Annotated in this window: 9 protein-coding genes; 1 reads left to right on the forward strand and 8 read right to left on the reverse strand. The window is 35.0% G+C overall.

All coding sequences use genetic code 11. The annotated features are described in order from the left end of the window. Window positions 1-2: 2 nt before the first annotated feature. Window positions 3-1,130 carry a S1C family serine protease gene (locus ND855_RS12080; RefSeq protein WP_100716362.1) on the reverse strand — a complete coding sequence of 376 codons (1,128 nt, stop codon included), beginning with the start codon at window positions 1,128-1,130 and terminating at the stop codon, window positions 3-5. 3 nt (window positions 1,131-1,133) lie between these two features. Between ND855_RS12080 and ND855_RS12085 the strand changes: the two genes are divergently transcribed. Next, on the forward strand, window positions 1,134-2,219 hold the full coding sequence (locus ND855_RS12085) for an aminopeptidase (protein ID WP_265358536.1): 1,086 nt from the start codon (window positions 1,134-1,136) through the stop codon (window positions 2,217-2,219). On the opposite strand, the gene ND855_RS12090 is transcribed toward ND855_RS12085, so the two are convergent. The 7 genes from ND855_RS12090 to ND855_RS12120 form a co-directional block, all read right to left on the reverse strand. Continuing rightward, entirely contained in the window at window positions 2,216-10,156 is a 7,941-nt protein-coding gene (locus ND855_RS12090) for a biopolymer transporter TolR (protein WP_265358537.1), read from the reverse strand. The genes ND855_RS12085 and ND855_RS12090 overlap by 4 nt on opposite strands. Continuing rightward, window positions 10,153-10,728, reverse strand: coding sequence for a DUF1318 domain-containing protein (locus ND855_RS12095; RefSeq protein ID WP_265358538.1), 576 nt, complete (start codon window positions 10,726-10,728; stop codon window positions 10,153-10,155). Before ND855_RS12095 ends, ND855_RS12090 begins: the two co-directional genes overlap by 4 nt. A gap of 7 nt (window positions 10,729-10,735) precedes the next feature. Then, entirely contained in the window at window positions 10,736-13,768 is a 3,033-nt protein-coding gene (locus tag ND855_RS12100; RefSeq protein ID WP_265358539.1) for an LIC_11026 family protein, read from the reverse strand. Between the two features lie 21 nt (window positions 13,769-13,789). After that, window positions 13,790-14,131: an STAS domain-containing protein gene (locus tag ND855_RS12105; protein ID WP_002989181.1), complete on the reverse strand. Its 342-nt coding sequence runs from the start codon at window positions 14,129-14,131 to the stop codon at window positions 13,790-13,792. Window positions 14,132-14,194: 63 nt separating this feature from the next. Continuing rightward, window positions 14,195-15,007, reverse strand: a complete 813-nt coding sequence (locus tag ND855_RS12110) for an RNA polymerase subunit sigma-70 (RefSeq protein ID WP_265358540.1) — start codon at window positions 15,005-15,007, stop codon at window positions 14,195-14,197. A gap of 95 nt (window positions 15,008-15,102) precedes the next feature. After that, the gene (locus ND855_RS12115) at window positions 15,103-16,476 is read right to left on the reverse strand and encodes a Na+/H+ antiporter NhaC family protein (protein WP_265358541.1); all 1,374 of its coding nucleotides are present in this window, start codon (window positions 16,474-16,476) and stop codon (window positions 15,103-15,105) included. A gap of 10 nt (window positions 16,477-16,486) precedes the next feature. After that, a complete protein-coding gene (locus tag ND855_RS12120; protein ID WP_265358542.1) occupies window positions 16,487-17,734 on the reverse strand; it encodes an NRAMP family divalent metal transporter in 1,248 nt (415 codons plus the stop codon). Window positions 17,735-17,763: the final 29 nt, after the last annotated feature.

A 17,763-nucleotide genomic window follows, 5' to 3' on the forward strand; every position in this document is an offset into this window, starting at 1 on the left:
AATTATTTGCCCTTTTGGTAGGCTGCTTCCACCAAAGGGATCGATAATTCCATCTCTTGGGTATCCCGTAATATCTTCAACCGTAAGACGCCCCCAAGACCAACAAGTCCCACTTGTTCTCGTAAATCGTTGATATGGCGTACAGAGAGTCCATTTGCGCCTTCAATGAAGTCGTACCGGCGTAAACCACCTTTCTCAGCTGCCGAATTTGGTTCGATGTCGTACACGAGAACTCCGACAGCATCGTTTGGAATTCCTAAGGATTTTCTATGGTCTGGGAGAGGGGTTGTTGCCATCACACCGAGGGTTGCGGGTCGAATGTTTTGGCCTACATTTTGCTCAATCTGGCGGAGCACTCTCTTTGCATAATTGATAGGAATGGCAAATCCAATCCCAGCACTGGCCCCACTGGAAGAACGAATCATTCGATTGATACCCACAACCTCACCATAAATATTGAGGAGTGGTCCCCCACTGGAACCTGGATTGATGGCTGTATCTGTTTGGATATGGGTTTGGCCAGTTTCATCCAAATCCTCTCTCGACTTTGCAGATACAACACCCACAGTGAATGTTTTTTCCAAACCATAAGGGGAACCAACAGCAATGGCCCAATCTCCCACTTCGATTTCATCTGAATTTCCAAGAAAGGCAGGAGTGAATTTATCTTCGCTTGGGATTTTGAGAAGGGCTATGTCTGCCCTTTCATGACTACCAACATAACGTGCTGGGAATATCCTTCCATCGGACATGATGATTTCGATGATCTCAGCATTTTTGATGACGTGGTAATTGGTAACAACAAACCCACGTTCATCAATGATGAACCCACTACCAATGGATGAAATTCGATCTTCCCGACTCTCTCCAAAAGCATAAGGATGGAAAATCATTTCTGTTTTTTTGGTTCGGATTGAGACAACAAATTGTTGGGCTTCTCGGTATACATTTCGAAAACTCGATTGGATTTGGATGGCTTGGCTCTGCTTACTTGCAGAAATCGGTTTGGGTGAAGAAAAGAGTTTTGTGACAGCGGAACGAATTTCAGGGAAAAAAATAGCGAATAAAAGTACAAAGACTAAGGCAAAGTTAATGTAGACGACTGGTGGAATCGAATTTTTTCTTTCCATAGAATGCCAAAACCCCTTCCACTTTTGCCGATTCCACTCCCGTGTCGAACTAAAAAGAAAAAATTGATCATGACAATCTCGTTCTTTCCTTTTTTTCTCACTAGCTGTTTGCCCTATTTATACCACTTGGGGAAGGAACAATCTGCAATCATTTTAGGCAGAGAAAAAATCGAAACGGTATTAAACAAACCAAACATCGATTCCAAAACCAAGGAAAAATTAAACTTAATCCGTGAAGTTAGGAAGTTTGCCATCGAGGAACTGGCGCTAAATGAAAACGGTGGGTTCGAATACTTCACCAAACTAGAGCGTGACGAAATCGGATGGAATGTCAGTGCTTCGGAATCCTTAGCTCTCAAATCCTATACCTGGTGGTTCCCCATTGCAGGAACAGTTCCATACAAAGGATTCTTCGATAAAGATATGGCAATTGAGTTGGAAAACGAACTCAAGAATAAAGGGTATGATACAAGGATACGTGCCATTGGTGGATACTCTACGCTGGGTTGGTTTTCAGATCCTGTATTGTCTCCACAACTAAGTTGGCCTGACCATCGTTTGGTGGGACTTGTCATCCACGAAATGGCACATGCGACTGCTTATTTGCCAGGCGACACTACATTAAATGAATCCTATGCAAGTTTTGTCGAAGAAATTGGAACTGAACGTTATTATCTAAAAAAAGAAGGGGAAAAAAGTCCTCACTTAGAAAAATTCAAAAAAGAAAAAACAAGAAGGGAAACCACTATCAAATTACTTAAAGTTTATGCAGATCGCCTAAAAGAGATATACGGAAGTGACAAAAATGCAGAAACAAAACTACTACTAAAACAAAGTACCATCTCACAATTTAAAAATAAAGTGATTGAAGATAAATTAATCCCAGAAGAAAAATCAAAAGAATTTTTAGCACGCGATTGGAACAATGAAGACTTTCTGGGAGCCCTTCGTTACCATTCTGGTGAAGTAAGTTTTAATCATCTATTTGCGAAGGCAAATTATGATTTAAAATCATTCCATAAAGAAGTAAAAAATCTTTTTGATCTTCCTGAAGACTTACGAAATAATTTTCTAAATGAATCCCATTAGTCTTCGATCATAGCAGACGTATAAAGTCGATACCCGATCCAATATCTGTCATCAATCGAGTAGGATTTTGCAGCATTTTTTCCATCAATCAAACGGATATGCAAAGGTTTTTCTAACTCTTCATTGGCTAGAAATTGACGGATAAAATATAAATTATGAACTCCATTTTGATTACCAGAATGTAAGACAAACAAACCTTTGTTTTGTTGTCCCAAATAGTAGGCAATGCCACTAAAATCATTGGTAAATTGCAAAGAAGGTCCGATTTTCTGATTTGCATACACGATTGCAGTTTGTGAAGATTTGGATTTTGTATCCATTAATGGATGAGAATCTAAACATAAATAATTCAAAGAACACCAACCCAATTCTGAAAAATCAACTTTGTAAGGGGATTCAATCTCTTTTACACCATTTGTTTCCCATTGCACCAAACCAGCACTAATCTCGTTTTCCAATGAATTACGAAATCCTAATGTTGTTACCTTGGGATTTTTTGGAGAAATGTCTTTGTATTTAAGACTAGGGTTTGTTAAAAAATCAGATACAGAAGAAACAGAATAATATTCTGTGTCAGGGATAACAAATGGAACCACTGAATGGATTCCTGATGCAAACAGATAATGACGATTTTTTTGATTTAATCGTAAATTGGTTCTATATTTATCTGCAAGTGATTCTCGCAAAATCACTTCTTGGTTACCTGATTCCGATGAGCGAAAGTATCTCACCAATTCTCTATAAAGTAATTTGTTGTCAGGAAACAATTCCCTACCCAAGGACTTACCTTGAGCAAAACTTAATAGATATGTTTTACGACCTAAATCAAAAATACCATGAAACTCTTGGTTGGCCACCATCTTCTTTTTTAATCGTTCAGCATACAATTCAAAGTTTGGTAGATGTTTGAGGTATAAATCTTGGTTTGAGAATCTTTCTGAAGTATAACGAAAAATCTCTCTAGCAATCGCAAGGTCAAAAAAACTTTCCGAGTTATTTTTCTCTAAACATTTTTGCAAAAGAAAATAAAACAAAAATTCATATTCCGTTTTTAACTCAGGGCTTATGAATTCATTTCGATTTCTTCTATTAAAATCGTTTAGTAAGGACAGGTATTCTTCAGGTTTTTTAGATAAAGCAGATTCATATACTTTACTGAATAAATTCACAGATCGAACTTCAATCTTGGACTGGTTTCTTAAATAATCCCTTTTCCATAAAAAATCTGACCACTTTGTAACCCAAAAAACGTTACCTTCCCCCACTTCAGAATGTGTTTTCTGGATTTTGGTAACCAACTGTTCTGCCAATTCCCAATCACCACGTAAATACAAAGCTTTTGCCAATTCCAACTGAAAAAATAAAGATCTGTAAGTTCGCCCCTCGTTTTGTTCCATTTGTAAAAGTAATTCAAACAATGAATTTACTTCTTGGTTCTTTTGGAACGGTATGGAACGTAAAATCATATGAAAAAACAAAGTTCGATTTAGATGAGAAAGTTTTGTTAAGACAGATTGTCCATTTGTCAAATATTCAGGGGTTAAAGATAAAATCTCAGAATACCCTGTTTGTAACTGTTCTTTCCAAGTTGTATATAACCTTAATCGATAGGTATCATATATGGAATCAGAATATCCAAATTTTGTAAAATCTCTAGATAGGATTTTTTCATCAAACAGTTTCCAATCTTTTTTGAATCCATAATTATATGCGGATGTGGAAGTTAGATTGGTAAGATAAATTTCTTTATCACCAAATACAAATGCTTTATGAAAGTAAATTTCCAAAAGCCGATTTTTTAGGACATTTTTCTCTTTGGATGTCTTAACTAGTTTAGCTAATTTTTTAGTTTGATCATCAGCTTCCACAAACATATAATTTTGGATGTACAAACTTCCCAATCGATACGCTTGCAAAAATGGATCTTCTTCTTTTTCAACTTTTCTTCGCAATTCATCTTTTGAATTAAAATCTTTTAGTTTTCCTGAGCGTAATTGTGAATAAAATTCAAGAGCACCTAAGTAAGTATCTCTTTCTTCGCCAATAAAATCTGATGATTTATAACCACAATCTTCCTTTTCCTTTGCAGAAAAACAGGAAACCAAATACTCATAACGTACTTGGTTTTGGAATGGTAAATCTTTGTATTTTCTCCATAAAGGGCGAAATATTGAACGTTTAGGAATATTTGAAAATATTTCAGCTCGTAACCTTGCTAATCTCAATTCCAAAGAAGGTAACAAGGGGCTACCTTCATCTAACAAAGTAGATGCGGTATAATAATTCTCATATGCCTCATTCAATTCCTTTGATTTTTCATTTTGATATCCAAGATCGATGAATGATTTGGCTGTTTCTATCAAACTCTCAGATGAAATTGAAAATGGTTTCCAATTGCCTATAAAAACCTGATTCTCTTTTTTTACGTATTGTTCGAGTTTCGAAGGAGTAAAATCTGGATTTTTATCTTCTCTAAATGAAACTATATTCTGAATTCTTTTAGTTCTTAAGATTTCATAAATGAGTCCAATTTTATTCCATTGTGATTCAGTTTTAAAGTTACTCTGATTAAAACCAACAATCGATATCTCAGAACCACTTCCTTGGAACAATTCTCTAAGTGGTAAAACCTGTGAAAGTTCATCTCCAAACAAACTTGTTTGACGATCTAAATTTTCCTTCGATACCAAATAATCGGTATCAGAAAGTAAAATCCCCAAATTGCCATTTGGCACCGCACGTATATGGGTGTCCTTTTTACGTTCCTGTTTCTCTCCATAAACAGTTACCCACTTAAATCGACGTTCATTTCGTTCACTGAATAATTGAATATGATTACGATCAAATATAACGGATGGATACCGATCTTTATGTTTACTAAATTCAATTAGTTTCTGAAGATTATCTCCTTTGTTTTGTTTACCCAATAATTGGATTTTTGGAGACGTGGGACTCAAATTGGGTAAACACAAATCTAATTCTTGTTTTTCACTACATTTTGTATGAACAATTTTCCCATCCTTCCAATAGAAAGTATGGATATTATCTCCAAATTGGTAAATTCCATTCCAATCAGGGAAATAGGATTCGCTGACAGGTCGTCTAGGTTCAAAAAAGGCAGTTCGTTCGGGAGACACAGATTTTAGTTTACCAATGATTGAGCCTAATTTAGTCGATTCTTCATTTTCTTGTTTTATGAATGGTTTAATATCTTCGCGTTTGATTGTTTTTTCAACGATTTGATTGGTTACTTTTTTATAACCTTTATACCATCGCAAAAGATCTTGGTAATTTAAATTGAGTTTAGAATCCTCAAACTCAAATTGTGCAGAAATCAGATCTCTAAAAATTTCCAAACTTCTGTAATTTTCCCAAAGATTTACCATTGGACTTATTTCAGAATTCTTCAAATGAATCTCTGAAAATGTTTCAATGAAATTTTCCAATCTATTTTTAGGAGTGAACATTCTGACTGACAAGTTTGTTTGGTAAGACTGTACTGCTTCTTTTAAATATGGATCTGAGGTAGAGGGATTTTGCGAAATTTTAGTTTGCCACTTAGTTCGCATCACATTCGACCAAAACTTTTCTTCATCCAACCGAAATTCAAATGCCAACTCAGCTGTTTCTTTCCATTTTTTCTCAGCCATGATTTGGTCACCTAACATCATGTAAACTGAATATAGGTTTAATAAAACTCGTACTCTTGTTTGTCTCGAAATGGGATCACTCACCAATCCAATTAATTTTGGATCAACGAGTCCTGGATTTTCTAATAAGGGAATCGCTTCTGCTAATTGTGGGATATATTCTTTTCCTTCTCTCACATTTTGAAGAGCTAAATAATACAATCCAAGTCCATAGTATAAATCAAAATTTGGATTTATGATTCGGAAATTAATTTCACAGGTTTCTTTTGCCTGTTTACACTTTTTTAACTCTCTGTTTTTCCAAGAATTAAGGTCTTCGAAATAGGATTTCAAAGTATTTTTCTTATATTGTTCAGAAAGGTGATCTGTTTCTTGCACAACAAAAGCAGAATGACTATAATTATGAAAAACACGGTCTAAATCCTTATTGGATGCAGATTCGAGTAATTTATCAACTAACTCACGGTAACGATCATTTGCTTCAATTGGTAAATTACTTCTTTGGTATATTTGTGCTTCGACTTGTCTTGATTTTGCTAAGATATTTTTCCCGATGATGGTTCCATCTAAACCTTTCGAGGTAATTAACTTATTCCTAATTTGGATTTCATTTAGAGCGGAAACATATTCTTCTTGTTCAATATGGTTTTCGATCCGAACACCAAGGGTTAATAAGTATTTGAAGTCATTTGGAAATTCACCGGGGAAACGACCGTCTCCAATCACTCGCACGTTATCCCCTAAAAATAGATTCCAAGGACTCCATTTTTTCCACCTAGCATAAAGGGATACATTAGTTGATTTATATTCCGATTCTGCCAATTGTAACATCTGATAAGAATCCCTAAATCTTCCACTTTTCTGAAAGGCAATTGCGAGATAATTGGCTAGGTTAATAGGGCTTATGAATTTTACATCTTTGTTATAAGCAATGGCTGTTTGAAATGAGACAATCGAATCTTCAAAGAGACCAAACTCCAATTCAGACAAACCACGTAACGCAAATAGTAATGCTAATTTGGATCGTATTGCGTTCAGTTGTGCTTGTGTGATTGAATTTGGTTCTTGGGCATACTGGTTTACATATTGAAAATATTCATTTTTAAAATAAATATCAATAGATTTTGAAAATTGTTCAGATGCCTTTTTATACTGACCCTGGTAGATCAAGGATTTACCATAATTAAAACGATAGATTGCTTCTTGTTTATAACCATCAAATTGGTTTTTGGAAGACAATGCAGAAGAACTCTCTTCCACATTCCGATAACTCTCATTTGCCTTTGGATAGTTGTTTAATAAAAAATAATTATTCCCTAAATTTAGATTTAAATCCGATATCACTTTTTTATTTGCATAATCATCCCCAAGGAACACTAATATTTGATTATATAACTCAATATTAGCTTCTAAATTCTTATCAGGAAAATATTTCTTGTATAAACTTTCATAAACCTCAAAATCAACATTCCCTGAATTTGGATCCTTTTGCAATTTCATCAAATCTACATATTGATATAACCAACCAAGCAATTGGTAAGCATCATAATGAGTAGGATCTGCATAAATGATCCAACGTAATTCTAATTCCGCACGTTTGAAATTTTCTAATATTTCTGCTTTTCGCACGTCAGTCATCGTGCCAGTAGAATAATAATACGATTCATACGTTACATATTTATTAATTAGATAATAAGAATAACCATAAAGTGTAGCTAAATCTAAATATGGCCTTGCTCGTGGAACTGCTTGTTTATAATACAACTCTGTCCAATTGAGAGCTTTCCCAGATAGAACTTCAATTTTTTCAAAATCTTTTATATTTACAATGTTTCTGACAAGCTCCCTATCAGTAACAATCGAAGTGATATTTGCCAAATTCCCAATGACATTGAGTTTATCTTTACTCAAAATATTGATTTGATTGAGTAGGGCCCGTTCTTCTTCCTCTCGAATTTTTTTACCGTAACTAAAAATGGTATCTACCATCTTCCGTTGGTAATAAATTGCATATTCTTTGTATAAGGAATCTAAATATAAATTTCTAGTTTTGACTAGAAACATGTTTTGGTTATTAAAGAAATAATGAAACGAAGATTGTAATAAATCTCCAATCCTTTCAAATTCAACTGCCTTATTTTCAAAATAAAAAAATGCACTTTTGATGTCCTCAGCACCCAAATCAACACCAAGTAATGGATCAAAAAACTCTAAATAGATTTTTAAGTTTCGTAGTGCATCGGAAGTATTTCCAGCTGCTTTTTGATTATAGTATTTTAGCAAGTTGGCACGCAACAAAATTGGGTTTTTGTAGTCCGCCATATAACTTCTAGTTTCAAAAACTGATGGTTTTCCTGGTGGTTCTAAATCGATTTGAAGTGGAATTGGTATAATGGAGTCGAGTGTAAGATTCGATTCATTGTATCGCCTTAAATCAGAAAGTGCTTTTGCCTTAATGTACAAAAGTGTATGCCTGAATACATTTTGTTTCACACTTTCCTTCGAATCCAAAATGGAATTTACATAAGAAAGTACAACTTCACTATTTTTGTTATCAGAAATTTTAGAGATAACATCTTCTAAAAGGTAACGAAGGTCCCTTTTACGATCATTTGAAAAACTATGATTCAGATCACTCAGATAAAGGAACTTTTCTTTTTCCCAAGTATCAATCATTTCCTCATAAAGATTGGATAGTTGGTAGGTGTTTGGATTAAAATCGAAACCACCTAACCTTCTTTTGATTTCATCAATTTGATGGTAACTTGGATAAGATTGGTAAATTTTGAATAATATATCTTTTGCGTTCGTTATTTGTTTTTCATTTTCTAAAGAATCAGCATAAAGATGATAAAGCATTGCTTCACCATCTGGTGGGAATTTTGATCCAGAGGATTGACGTATTTCCGTTAGTAAATTAAAATTCGAACGAGTTTGTTTCGCCTCATTCCATTTGATAAGGATGATAGCGAATATATTCTTATCTAATTCTACTTTTCTTTTGTATTCGCGAATCAATTGGAAAGCTTCTTCGTTTTTACCAATGCGTTTTAAGGTTGCATATTTTAGTAAAGAAACTTGCGCCTCATAGATTGGATATAAAGGATCTTCCGAATAAAATAATTCTACTGAGTCTAATGCCAAGAAGTAAGATTCAATACTTTGACCAGGAGCCAGAACTTTGGAATATTGGTATTGTTCTTTTATATTCGGTTGTTTCGGGATGGAGCCGTTTTCTGGTATAAAATAGATATTGATGGCATTAAAATATGATGCAGAAAATAATATAGACCCACCATTAAAATTTGAATATCGTACATCAAAATTTGATGTTTCTCCCGAAGATAATACTCGTTCTTCACCAGTTGTTAAATTTTTCTTAACAAGTAAACTGTGGTCTCGTTCATCTAAGCGCCCATTTCCATTTGTATCTTTTCGGATAGATGAGAAATATAAATTTTTTGATCGGTTATCAATGGTAGGTGAAAAGTCGAGGTATTGATCGTTTGTGATTCGTTTGGTGTTTCCATCTGCTAATTGAATTTGGTAAATCTCACCAAATTTGTTCTCGTGATAAGAAACAACTAGAACCGATTGTCCGTCAGAAGAAACATAAGGTGAGGTTACCCCCATCGAAGTGATTTGTTTGATTTGAGTTGGTTTATCCAATTGAATGGAACATAAATTCGGTAACCCAGGAGTGAATCGATCTGAAATGAAATAAATTGTTTTACCATCAGGGGACCATACAGGATCGGTATCGATGATTCCTTTATGGTATTCACCTTTTTGATTCGGTATATTTGTTAAATTAATAAACTCATCATTAATGAATCGATGTCCTTTTAGATATTCTTGGATCCACTCTTCTGGTTCGATTTGTAATAATATCAGATCACCTTCGGAATCAAATTCCTCTGAAACAAATACCAAGTATTTTCCATCTGGAGAGATAGCTGGTTTTGATTCAGAAAAAGGATTATCTGTGATTGGAACAACGATTGAACTTTGTAAATCACGAAACCAAACATCAAAATTTCCCTTTTGATCAGTTGCGTAAAAAAGATACCTTCCATCCTTAGTCGTTGAGCTATATAGATTATTCCCCCTTTGAACTGTTAGTGGGAATGGTTTTGATTGTGTTGGCGAAAAATAATTTTTTGAAATTGCAGAATAGTCAAAATTAACATTCGCATACTTTACTTTACTTTGGAATAACGCACAATTAATTGTGATTAAAATAAGTAAAAGTAAGGATGACGGGAAAACCTTATGAATTGGCTTCATTGGTATTTTTCCCACCTTCCTGAAACTGTCTCATAATATTCACCAATCGAGACTGTTTTATAATACTCCTCTACTAACGACTGTTTAATTTTAGACAATTCGTCTTCTTTTTTTCCTTTTTTCTTTTGAGTAATAAGTTCTTTCTCCATGATGAACTTACGTGATTCATTTAGAAAAAGTATCACGTCCTCTACTCTCTTTTTTTTAGCAGGAAGTTCATAATTGGCATATGTTGGAAGAGAAGGTGCAAGTGGATTAAATTTTACATAACCTTGAGGTGTTTCACCCAGAATGCCATGTGTTTTATATTTTTTGATTTCAGGAGAAAGGTAATTCAATCGAATTCGATGGGCTCGTATTTCTGGATCCGAATCTTCTTTTGCTAATTTTTCCTGATTATTCTGGCCATTGGTTGAAGATTGAATTGAACCAATCATCCAACCTTCTTTCTCTAATTCTCTATCCTCACCTACCATTTGTTTTTCGGCAGCTGTTTGTGCATTGGTGATTGTAATCGGAGGTACTTTTAGGCTACAACCCATGAGTAAAAATGATAATAGAATTCGTTTCATACAAACCTCACTCTTGGTATGTTTGGATCTCGTTTTGTGCTCGTTTCAAAAAATTTGCAAGAGGCATTCTCTGTTGAGAAATTTTGCCATCTTCTAGTTTCATGATCAATGATAAGAGAGAACGATCAAAATACACATCTGCATAAACAAGTCCTCTCGATAATGATACATCGATTTTACTGATGGGATAACTGTCCGTAATACGATCGATAAAGAAGTTTTGAGCTGAAATTACGTTTAGTGCACTTTTACCAAAGTCACGACCAATTTGGAAAATTGAAAAAAACAAATCTAAATTTGCAATGGGTTCACTTAAATCTCTAACCTTTATGTTTAAATCTGCCTTTAATTTTCCATCATCAATTTTATCTCGCACTTTCGGTGCCATGAGTTGTTTTAAATCAATATCTCTAATGAGTAAATTCCCTCTAAACTCCATGTTTTTAGGATCTAAATTCCCTAAATTAAAAACTAAATTTTTGCCGAGAATGATTCCATCCATAGAAAAGGATTTTAAGGATTCAATATTGGCAAAATTCTCTTTGTATTCGATAAATGCACTAAACCCTGGTGAATCTTTTTGTTTTTTCACATATTCAAAAGGTAAGTTGGGGATATTTGGATGAGTTCCAATCACTTTGCCAATTGTTACATTGGGAGTATTGAATCGTCCGTAATTTTTTATGAAGATTGACTTATCTCCAATGATTAAACTTTCATCTGGTTTGAAGGCTAAATTATGTTGGATCGGAATTTTAGCATTTATCTCTTCGATTAAATATGCCTTACAGGAATCCCCTGGACATTTTTGATTGTTGTAAGATAAAGAAGGTAATTTTGAGTAAAACTCTCCATTGATATCATAATCATTTATTTTTAAATTTAATCCTAAATCACCATGAACTGAAATTCCTTTTGCCAGATATTGTTTAGATGGAGAAACCACAGAGAGATTCCAATCTAAATTGCCAAAATACGGACCTAACGGTGGTTTTGGTTTATCTAGTTTAACCAACTTTCCACTTAATGAAGTTTTTAAAACTCCAGAAAATGCATTCACCTTCATTTGTTTGATTAGGATTTCATTTGAATTTGCACCATTGATAGTGAGATCTGCTGTAAGTTTCAAATCGTTCATTTCTAAACCAGGTAAATCTGCAGAAACATTGGCATTTATGTGTTTTGAACCTGGGCCTTGCACATAACTAGCGTTCAATTTAATTTTTGGTTGTTGGCCAAGTAAATTTTGAATCGGAGATATTTTTTCTTTTAAAACGAGTGGTAAAACCAACAATAAGTTGGGAGTATTTAGTTTTAAATCGAGAGGTGAAACCTGAGCGTTCAATGTTTCTCCTGGTTTCACATTCCCTTTTAATTGAATTTCAATGGCTTTATTTCCGGTGAGTGTCCTTTGGTCTAGTGTAAGGTTTTGGATTTGAATTTCTTTGATTCCAAATGGCCTATCAAAAAGCAAGTTCGTGTTAATGTCTAAGTTCAAGTGGGATGCAGGTGACCTGGAACGATCGATTTGGTACCGAAATCCATCAATCGTAACATTCGAATTTACGTGAATGTTCGCAAAAGAATCTCCAGTAGATTGTAATGCTAATTTGACTTTTCCGGCAATCCCCTGTGAATATTCAGCAATTTGTAATTTTTCGAGGGATGCTAATACATGAAATCCAGAAGACTGTGAATACTCACCTGATAAACGAATCTCTGATTGGTTATAATTGATCTGCGATGGTAAAATTGTAAGGGATTTTAGTTTTGGGAAGGGAATTTCAGTCGTAGGTCCTTTCATTGATCCAAAATCTAAATTTGCAGTTACATCTAAATTGGTTGTATCAAGTGCATGAGTTTTTTGATTTCCTATTTTTACGTACACTTTGTTCGCTAGAAGTTTGAGATTTGCTTTTGTTTGGTTCCAATTTCCATGTATTCCAGTACCTGCCAAAGAAAGATCTCCCGAAACCTTCATTGGCGGAATGATACCTTCTAATTGGTTTAATGAAAATTGTAGATCATTTAACTTTAATTCAGAAGCATCCACATCCACATTTACCTCCGGTGTATCTGTGGAAAGTTTTGAGATGACACCTCCTAGTTTGAGCCAGGTTTGTCCGATCACACGTAAGTCAAATTGTTGGATTTTTAAAACGTCTTCTTTGGGATCAAAATGAATGTCCGATAGAAGTCTGATTCCTGTTTGGACTTGTTTCCCTCTGACATCTAAATTTAAATTGTCCTTCCCGATATCTGTTGCGAACAAAAACAACTCAGGTGATTCCGTTCGATCCCATTCAAATCGAAGTGACATTGGTAAGGTTTCTTTCCAATTCAATTGATTCGATTTAAATTCTATCGATAATGGTCGTTCTGAATTCAGATGAACCATTACTTCATCTAACTGATTTAAGGCGTCTACATTCAATGGGATCGATGTGAATCGATTGGTGATGAGTTTGGTTTGGAAGTCAAAATTCTGTATGGAAGCATATTGGATATTGCCTGATTCCCGAATGTATTGGAGTGATACTCCTTGTAAGTTCAAATGAGCAGTTAACTGCAATGGAAGATAGGTATTAATTTCAGTAAGTGGCGGACCAATTTCTTTTTTTGGTTTTTCTTCCTGTTTTGGATTTGGTTTGAATAGATGAGATACATTCCACTCTCCATTTTTCTCTTCTATCCGAATATTCGAATCAATGAAACTGATATCAGATAATCGAATTTTTCCCAAAAACAAAAAGGGCAAGTTATAACGAACTCGGATTTCTTTTGCGCGAAAGAATGCATCTCCGGCGAATGGTCCACCTGGATACAATTTTAAGTCTTGGATTTCAATTCCGTACAGTAATGAAAAAGTAGTGAACCTACCTTCCATTTTGACCAAGGTATACTTGGAAAGGAAATGGGGTACAAGCCAGTTCGCTGTAAATTGGTTAAAAACGAGTTTGTAGAGCAGAAAGAGGACAAAAAGCCCTCGAAAGGTTTTGGTTTTGGCGATTCCTAAACTACCCTTCAGGATTGGATTCATCACAAGAATCGCCTCTAAAATTTAATATTCGAAGGAGTCTTCAGCCTCTTCCAGAGTTTTGTATATCTCAAACACACTGGAAAGTTTGGTAATTTCCATCAGGTTTTCGATATCGGAATTTAAGTTCGCAAAAACAAGACGTCCATTCAGACCATCTATATGTTTGTAGATGTTCAGAAACGTTCCCAGTCCAGCAGAATTGATAAAGGGAACCTTTTTCAAATCAATAATGAATTTTGGGACTTGGCCTTTTTTGATGTACTGTTCAATCTTTTCAGACAACTCGAACTCATTTCCGGCTTTGATGGCACCTTCAATTTTAATGATGTGCACGTCGTTTTTACTAGTAACTTTGATTTTCATAACCCTTCGGAAGGTGGTGTTGCCATAAGCATCAATCGAATTTACCGAATGTAAAGCAAATTTTTATGCATAGTGCAATAAATCTTTGCCGACTTTCCTAAGTTCATGTTTTCCTTGTGACAAATGATTGCGAACTGCCTTTCTTGTGATTCCAAGCCATTTGGCAATCTCCCTTTCTGAAAAAAAACTACGATCAAAGGCTCTTGTCCTACGTAACATCCAAATTTTTTTCTGTTTCCCATACCAATCCCGTCGCTTCGGGTCAGTCGTTTCATATAATTTTCTTGTATAACGTGTGATCATAGAAGTGAGTCGTAATACCAATTGCCGATGTAGATTTCGCCTTTCTTCCCATTCTGAAAAAAATAAATTCTCATCCAATTGGTTCTCCTTCAATTTCCATATGAGGAATTGTTTAAGATTTTGTTTCATGGGTAAATCGAATTGTAAGGAAAGGACTAATGCCGTAAAGATAGGGAGTTTTTCTAGATTTGATTTTAAAATTTCGACTTTTTCCTCCATAGGATCTTCCTCATTGGCTGGGGTGGAGTAATTCCAAAGTTGTAAATACAATTCTCCTGATTCGGGAATTTCTGAATTGCGAAATCGATTTCGGTATTGGTTGAAGATATAAGTGACAAAAAAACCCAAAACATGAGTGAGTTGGTATTTTAAACTCAAAATCCACATTTTAGAAAATACTTCTAAAATGGTAACAACCATTTCAGAACTTTCATCTTCTGATATGTTTCTTTTTTTTGCCAATCGATCAACCATCCAAATTGGCAAATATTCTCTTACAAGTCCAAGATCGTTTGTGATCCTTGCTTGGCTGATCATCGGTAAAATTTTTTCATCTAATATCTTTGGTAACATAGCCAAAGTTTTTACCAAAACACAAAACCATTGAATACTACAATTTGATAGTTAACGTTCGTTACAATAAATTAGAATGAAAATTAGATGTTAAATTATGAACTTTTTAATTTAATTTTTTTGTACATTAAAATCGAAACAGAGAGGAAAACATGGATTAAGTTAAAAAATACAAATGGTAAAAAACTCACTACGGAAACACCGAGTGAGGACGCCATAAACGCCCCACAACTATTCCATGGGATTAGGGGAGATGTAATGGTTCCTGAGTCTTCTAACGCCCTTGAAATGTCTTTTTCAGGTATTTGTTTTTCAACCGCAAGCGTTCGGAATGCACGGGCAGGAATCACAAGGGAAAGATACTGGTCTGCTGTCATCAAATTCAATAAAAACGAAACACCCATCGTTGATAATAGAATATCATATTGGTTTTTTACCCATTGTTTGATTTGCATTAGAATTTCATTTAGATATCCATAACCTTCTACCACCGCCCCAAACCAAACTGCACTTAGGATCAAAATTTCAGTGGGCAATATCGAAACAATTCCCCCACCACTCAAAAATTGATCCCAAGTGAGATTCCCAGTTTGAGATTTGTATCCCAAAACAAGAGAACGAATCATTTCAAACGAAATCCCAGATTGTAAGATGGGAAACAAAAATGCAGAACCAATCCCAAGTAAAAAAGAAACTCGCACAGGTAAATGAAACAAGGAAGAACCAAATACGAGGAAAACAGGGATTAATTTCCAATATACGATTTTATTTTGCAGTAACTGTGACAAACCAATCTCGGAAGGGAAGACTGTTTCTCGGGATGGAACCCAAACAAATAAATTCAAAAGATAAAAACAAAAAACTGCCACGAAAAAACTCATACATGTGGTTTTTAACATATGTCGTATATGAGTCCAAATCGGAACGTGAGTTAAACTGGAAGCCAAATTTGTTGTGTCGGACAAAGGAGACAGTTTATCACCAAAATAACACCCGCTAACAATCGCTCCTGCTGCCATCACATCAGGGAAACCCCATATATTGGAAACACCCATCAGTGCGACACCTAACGTCCCTGCCGTTGTCCAAGAGGAACCAGAAACCATAGAAGCAATGGCAGAGACAATGGCAACAGATGGTAAAAATAATTTTGGTTCAATGAGAATTGTTCCAATTTGCATCATAGTGAGTAACACACCTGAATATGCCCAGGAAGCGATGAGTAACCCAACTAAAAATAAAATCTCCATTGCAGGGAATACAGAGAATAAATTTTTGCGAAAGGCTGAGCGTAAAAAAACAAATTTATGATGGAACCGTTGTAAATACGCAAGGCTACCAGCAAGGCATAAAGCCAAAGGATGAGGGTATGCTACTACCCACACATACCTAAAAAACAAAATTGATACAATTAAATAAAGTATGGGTGTGAGAGAGAAAAATATCGAGTATTTACTTTCCCTCTCCATAGGACTTTAATTAGAAAAAAGTAATATTGATATAATAGATGGAAAATCCAAACAAAAACAAAATCCCAAACCAAGACAATAAATTCATCCAAGGTTTTGGTCTTTCTTCTTTCGGAATTTCTTTTCCAAACAATATTAAATGATGGATCAAAGCAAGTATTGGAGCATTCAAAAAAGATACCGTTGTCGCAAAGTCGACCAAACTTTTCATATTGGTTCGAAAGAAAAGTAAGATAAAAATTGAGCCAATACCAACGAGTAAAATCCAATACCAATACAATTTTTCTGTAGAAAACTTTTGTAAGGTTGGAAACAATCGCCTGCTCGCATTAGAAACAACACGTGGATATGCATCAAAACATGTTAAGGTTGTTGAAAACATGGTGAAAAAAGCTGCAACTAAGATAATGGGATATGACCAAGACCCAATAGCGGTGGTATAAAGTTTAACCAGTTCGGAAGCAAAACTTACTGCTTGCGAAGAAAATTCCATACCTGTATTGTACATCATATTGGAACCAAGAGCCAAAAAACAAACAGCAAGAAGTGTAGTTCCAATATAACCAATGTTAAAATCTATCATGGCATATTTCATGGGAGGTAATTTCCCATCGGGAGTTTTTTTAGCAAGTGTCCAATCGGATTGCCATACCGCAGCTTCAATCGGAATCGGCATCCAACCCATAAGTGCAATTAAGAAGGCAACATCAGCCAAGTTTCCCAACGAAAACGATTTCCCTTCTGTTGTCTGTTTTGGGATGTGAGCATAAAAAGATAATACCATAGCGACTATCGTTGCCACTGTGAGGAGCACAACAATCCATTTCATCAGTCCATCCAAAGCTTGGAATTTACCAATGGCCAATAGTAAAAAACAAAATGTTAATATGATCGCACATAACATCCATGGTTCCATTGTTAAACCAAGTAAGTTAGAAAATAAACCTGATGTTACCAATGTCACTGTTGCGACGATGATACACATCGTTCCGACGGAGATTAGGAAAAAAATCCAAATCGGCAATCTTCCTAAAGATTCATATCCATCTAACAATGATTTTCCGGTAACGATCGTATATTTTGTTCCCACTACAAAAAAGGGATACTTGATAAAATTGGCAAAAATTACGACCGCGAGCAATCCATACCCATATACAGCTCCAGCTCGAGTGGATTGGACCAAATGGGATACACCCACTGCTGCACCAGCATACAATAAACCAGGACCAAGATAGGCTAAAAAAGGAAATCGTCTCATTTTGGACAAAATGACGAAGTAAGAAAGAT

This window comes from Leptospira paudalimensis (assembly GCF_026151345.1).
In the GTDB taxonomy this organism is placed as follows: Bacteria; Spirochaetota; Leptospiria; order Leptospirales; family Leptospiraceae; genus Leptospira_A; species Leptospira_A paudalimensis.

Excerpts from the sequence above, each read along its gene's own strand:
- ND855_RS12080 (WP_100716362.1), bottom strand. The coding sequence starts at position 1,130 with ATGGAAAGAAAAAATTCGATTCCACCAGTCGTCTACATTAACTTTGCC.
- ND855_RS12120 (WP_265358542.1), bottom strand. The coding sequence starts at position 17,734 with ATGAGACGATTTCCTTTTTTAGCCTATCTTGGTCCTGGTTTATTGTAT.
- ND855_RS12100 (WP_265358539.1), bottom strand. The coding sequence starts at position 13,768 with ATGAATCCAATCCTGAAGGGTAGTTTAGGAATCGCCAAAACCAAAACC.
- ND855_RS12110 (WP_265358540.1), bottom strand. The coding sequence starts at position 15,007 with ATGTTACCAAAGATATTAGATGAAAAAATTTTACCGATGATCAGCCAA.
- ND855_RS12105 (WP_002989181.1), bottom strand. The coding sequence starts at position 14,131 with ATGAAAATCAAAGTTACTAGTAAAAACGACGTGCACATCATTAAAATT.
- ND855_RS12085 (WP_265358536.1), top strand. The coding sequence starts at position 1,134 with ATGCCAAAACCCCTTCCACTTTTGCCGATTCCACTCCCGTGTCGAACT.
- ND855_RS12115 (WP_265358541.1), bottom strand. The coding sequence starts at position 16,476 with ATGGAGAGGGAAAGTAAATACTCGATATTTTTCTCTCTCACACCCATA.
- ND855_RS12090 (WP_265358537.1), bottom strand. The coding sequence starts at position 10,156 with ATGAAGCCAATTCATAAGGTTTTCCCGTCATCCTTACTTTTACTTATT.
- ND855_RS12095 (WP_265358538.1), bottom strand. The coding sequence starts at position 10,728 with ATGAAACGAATTCTATTATCATTTTTACTCATGGGTTGTAGCCTAAAA.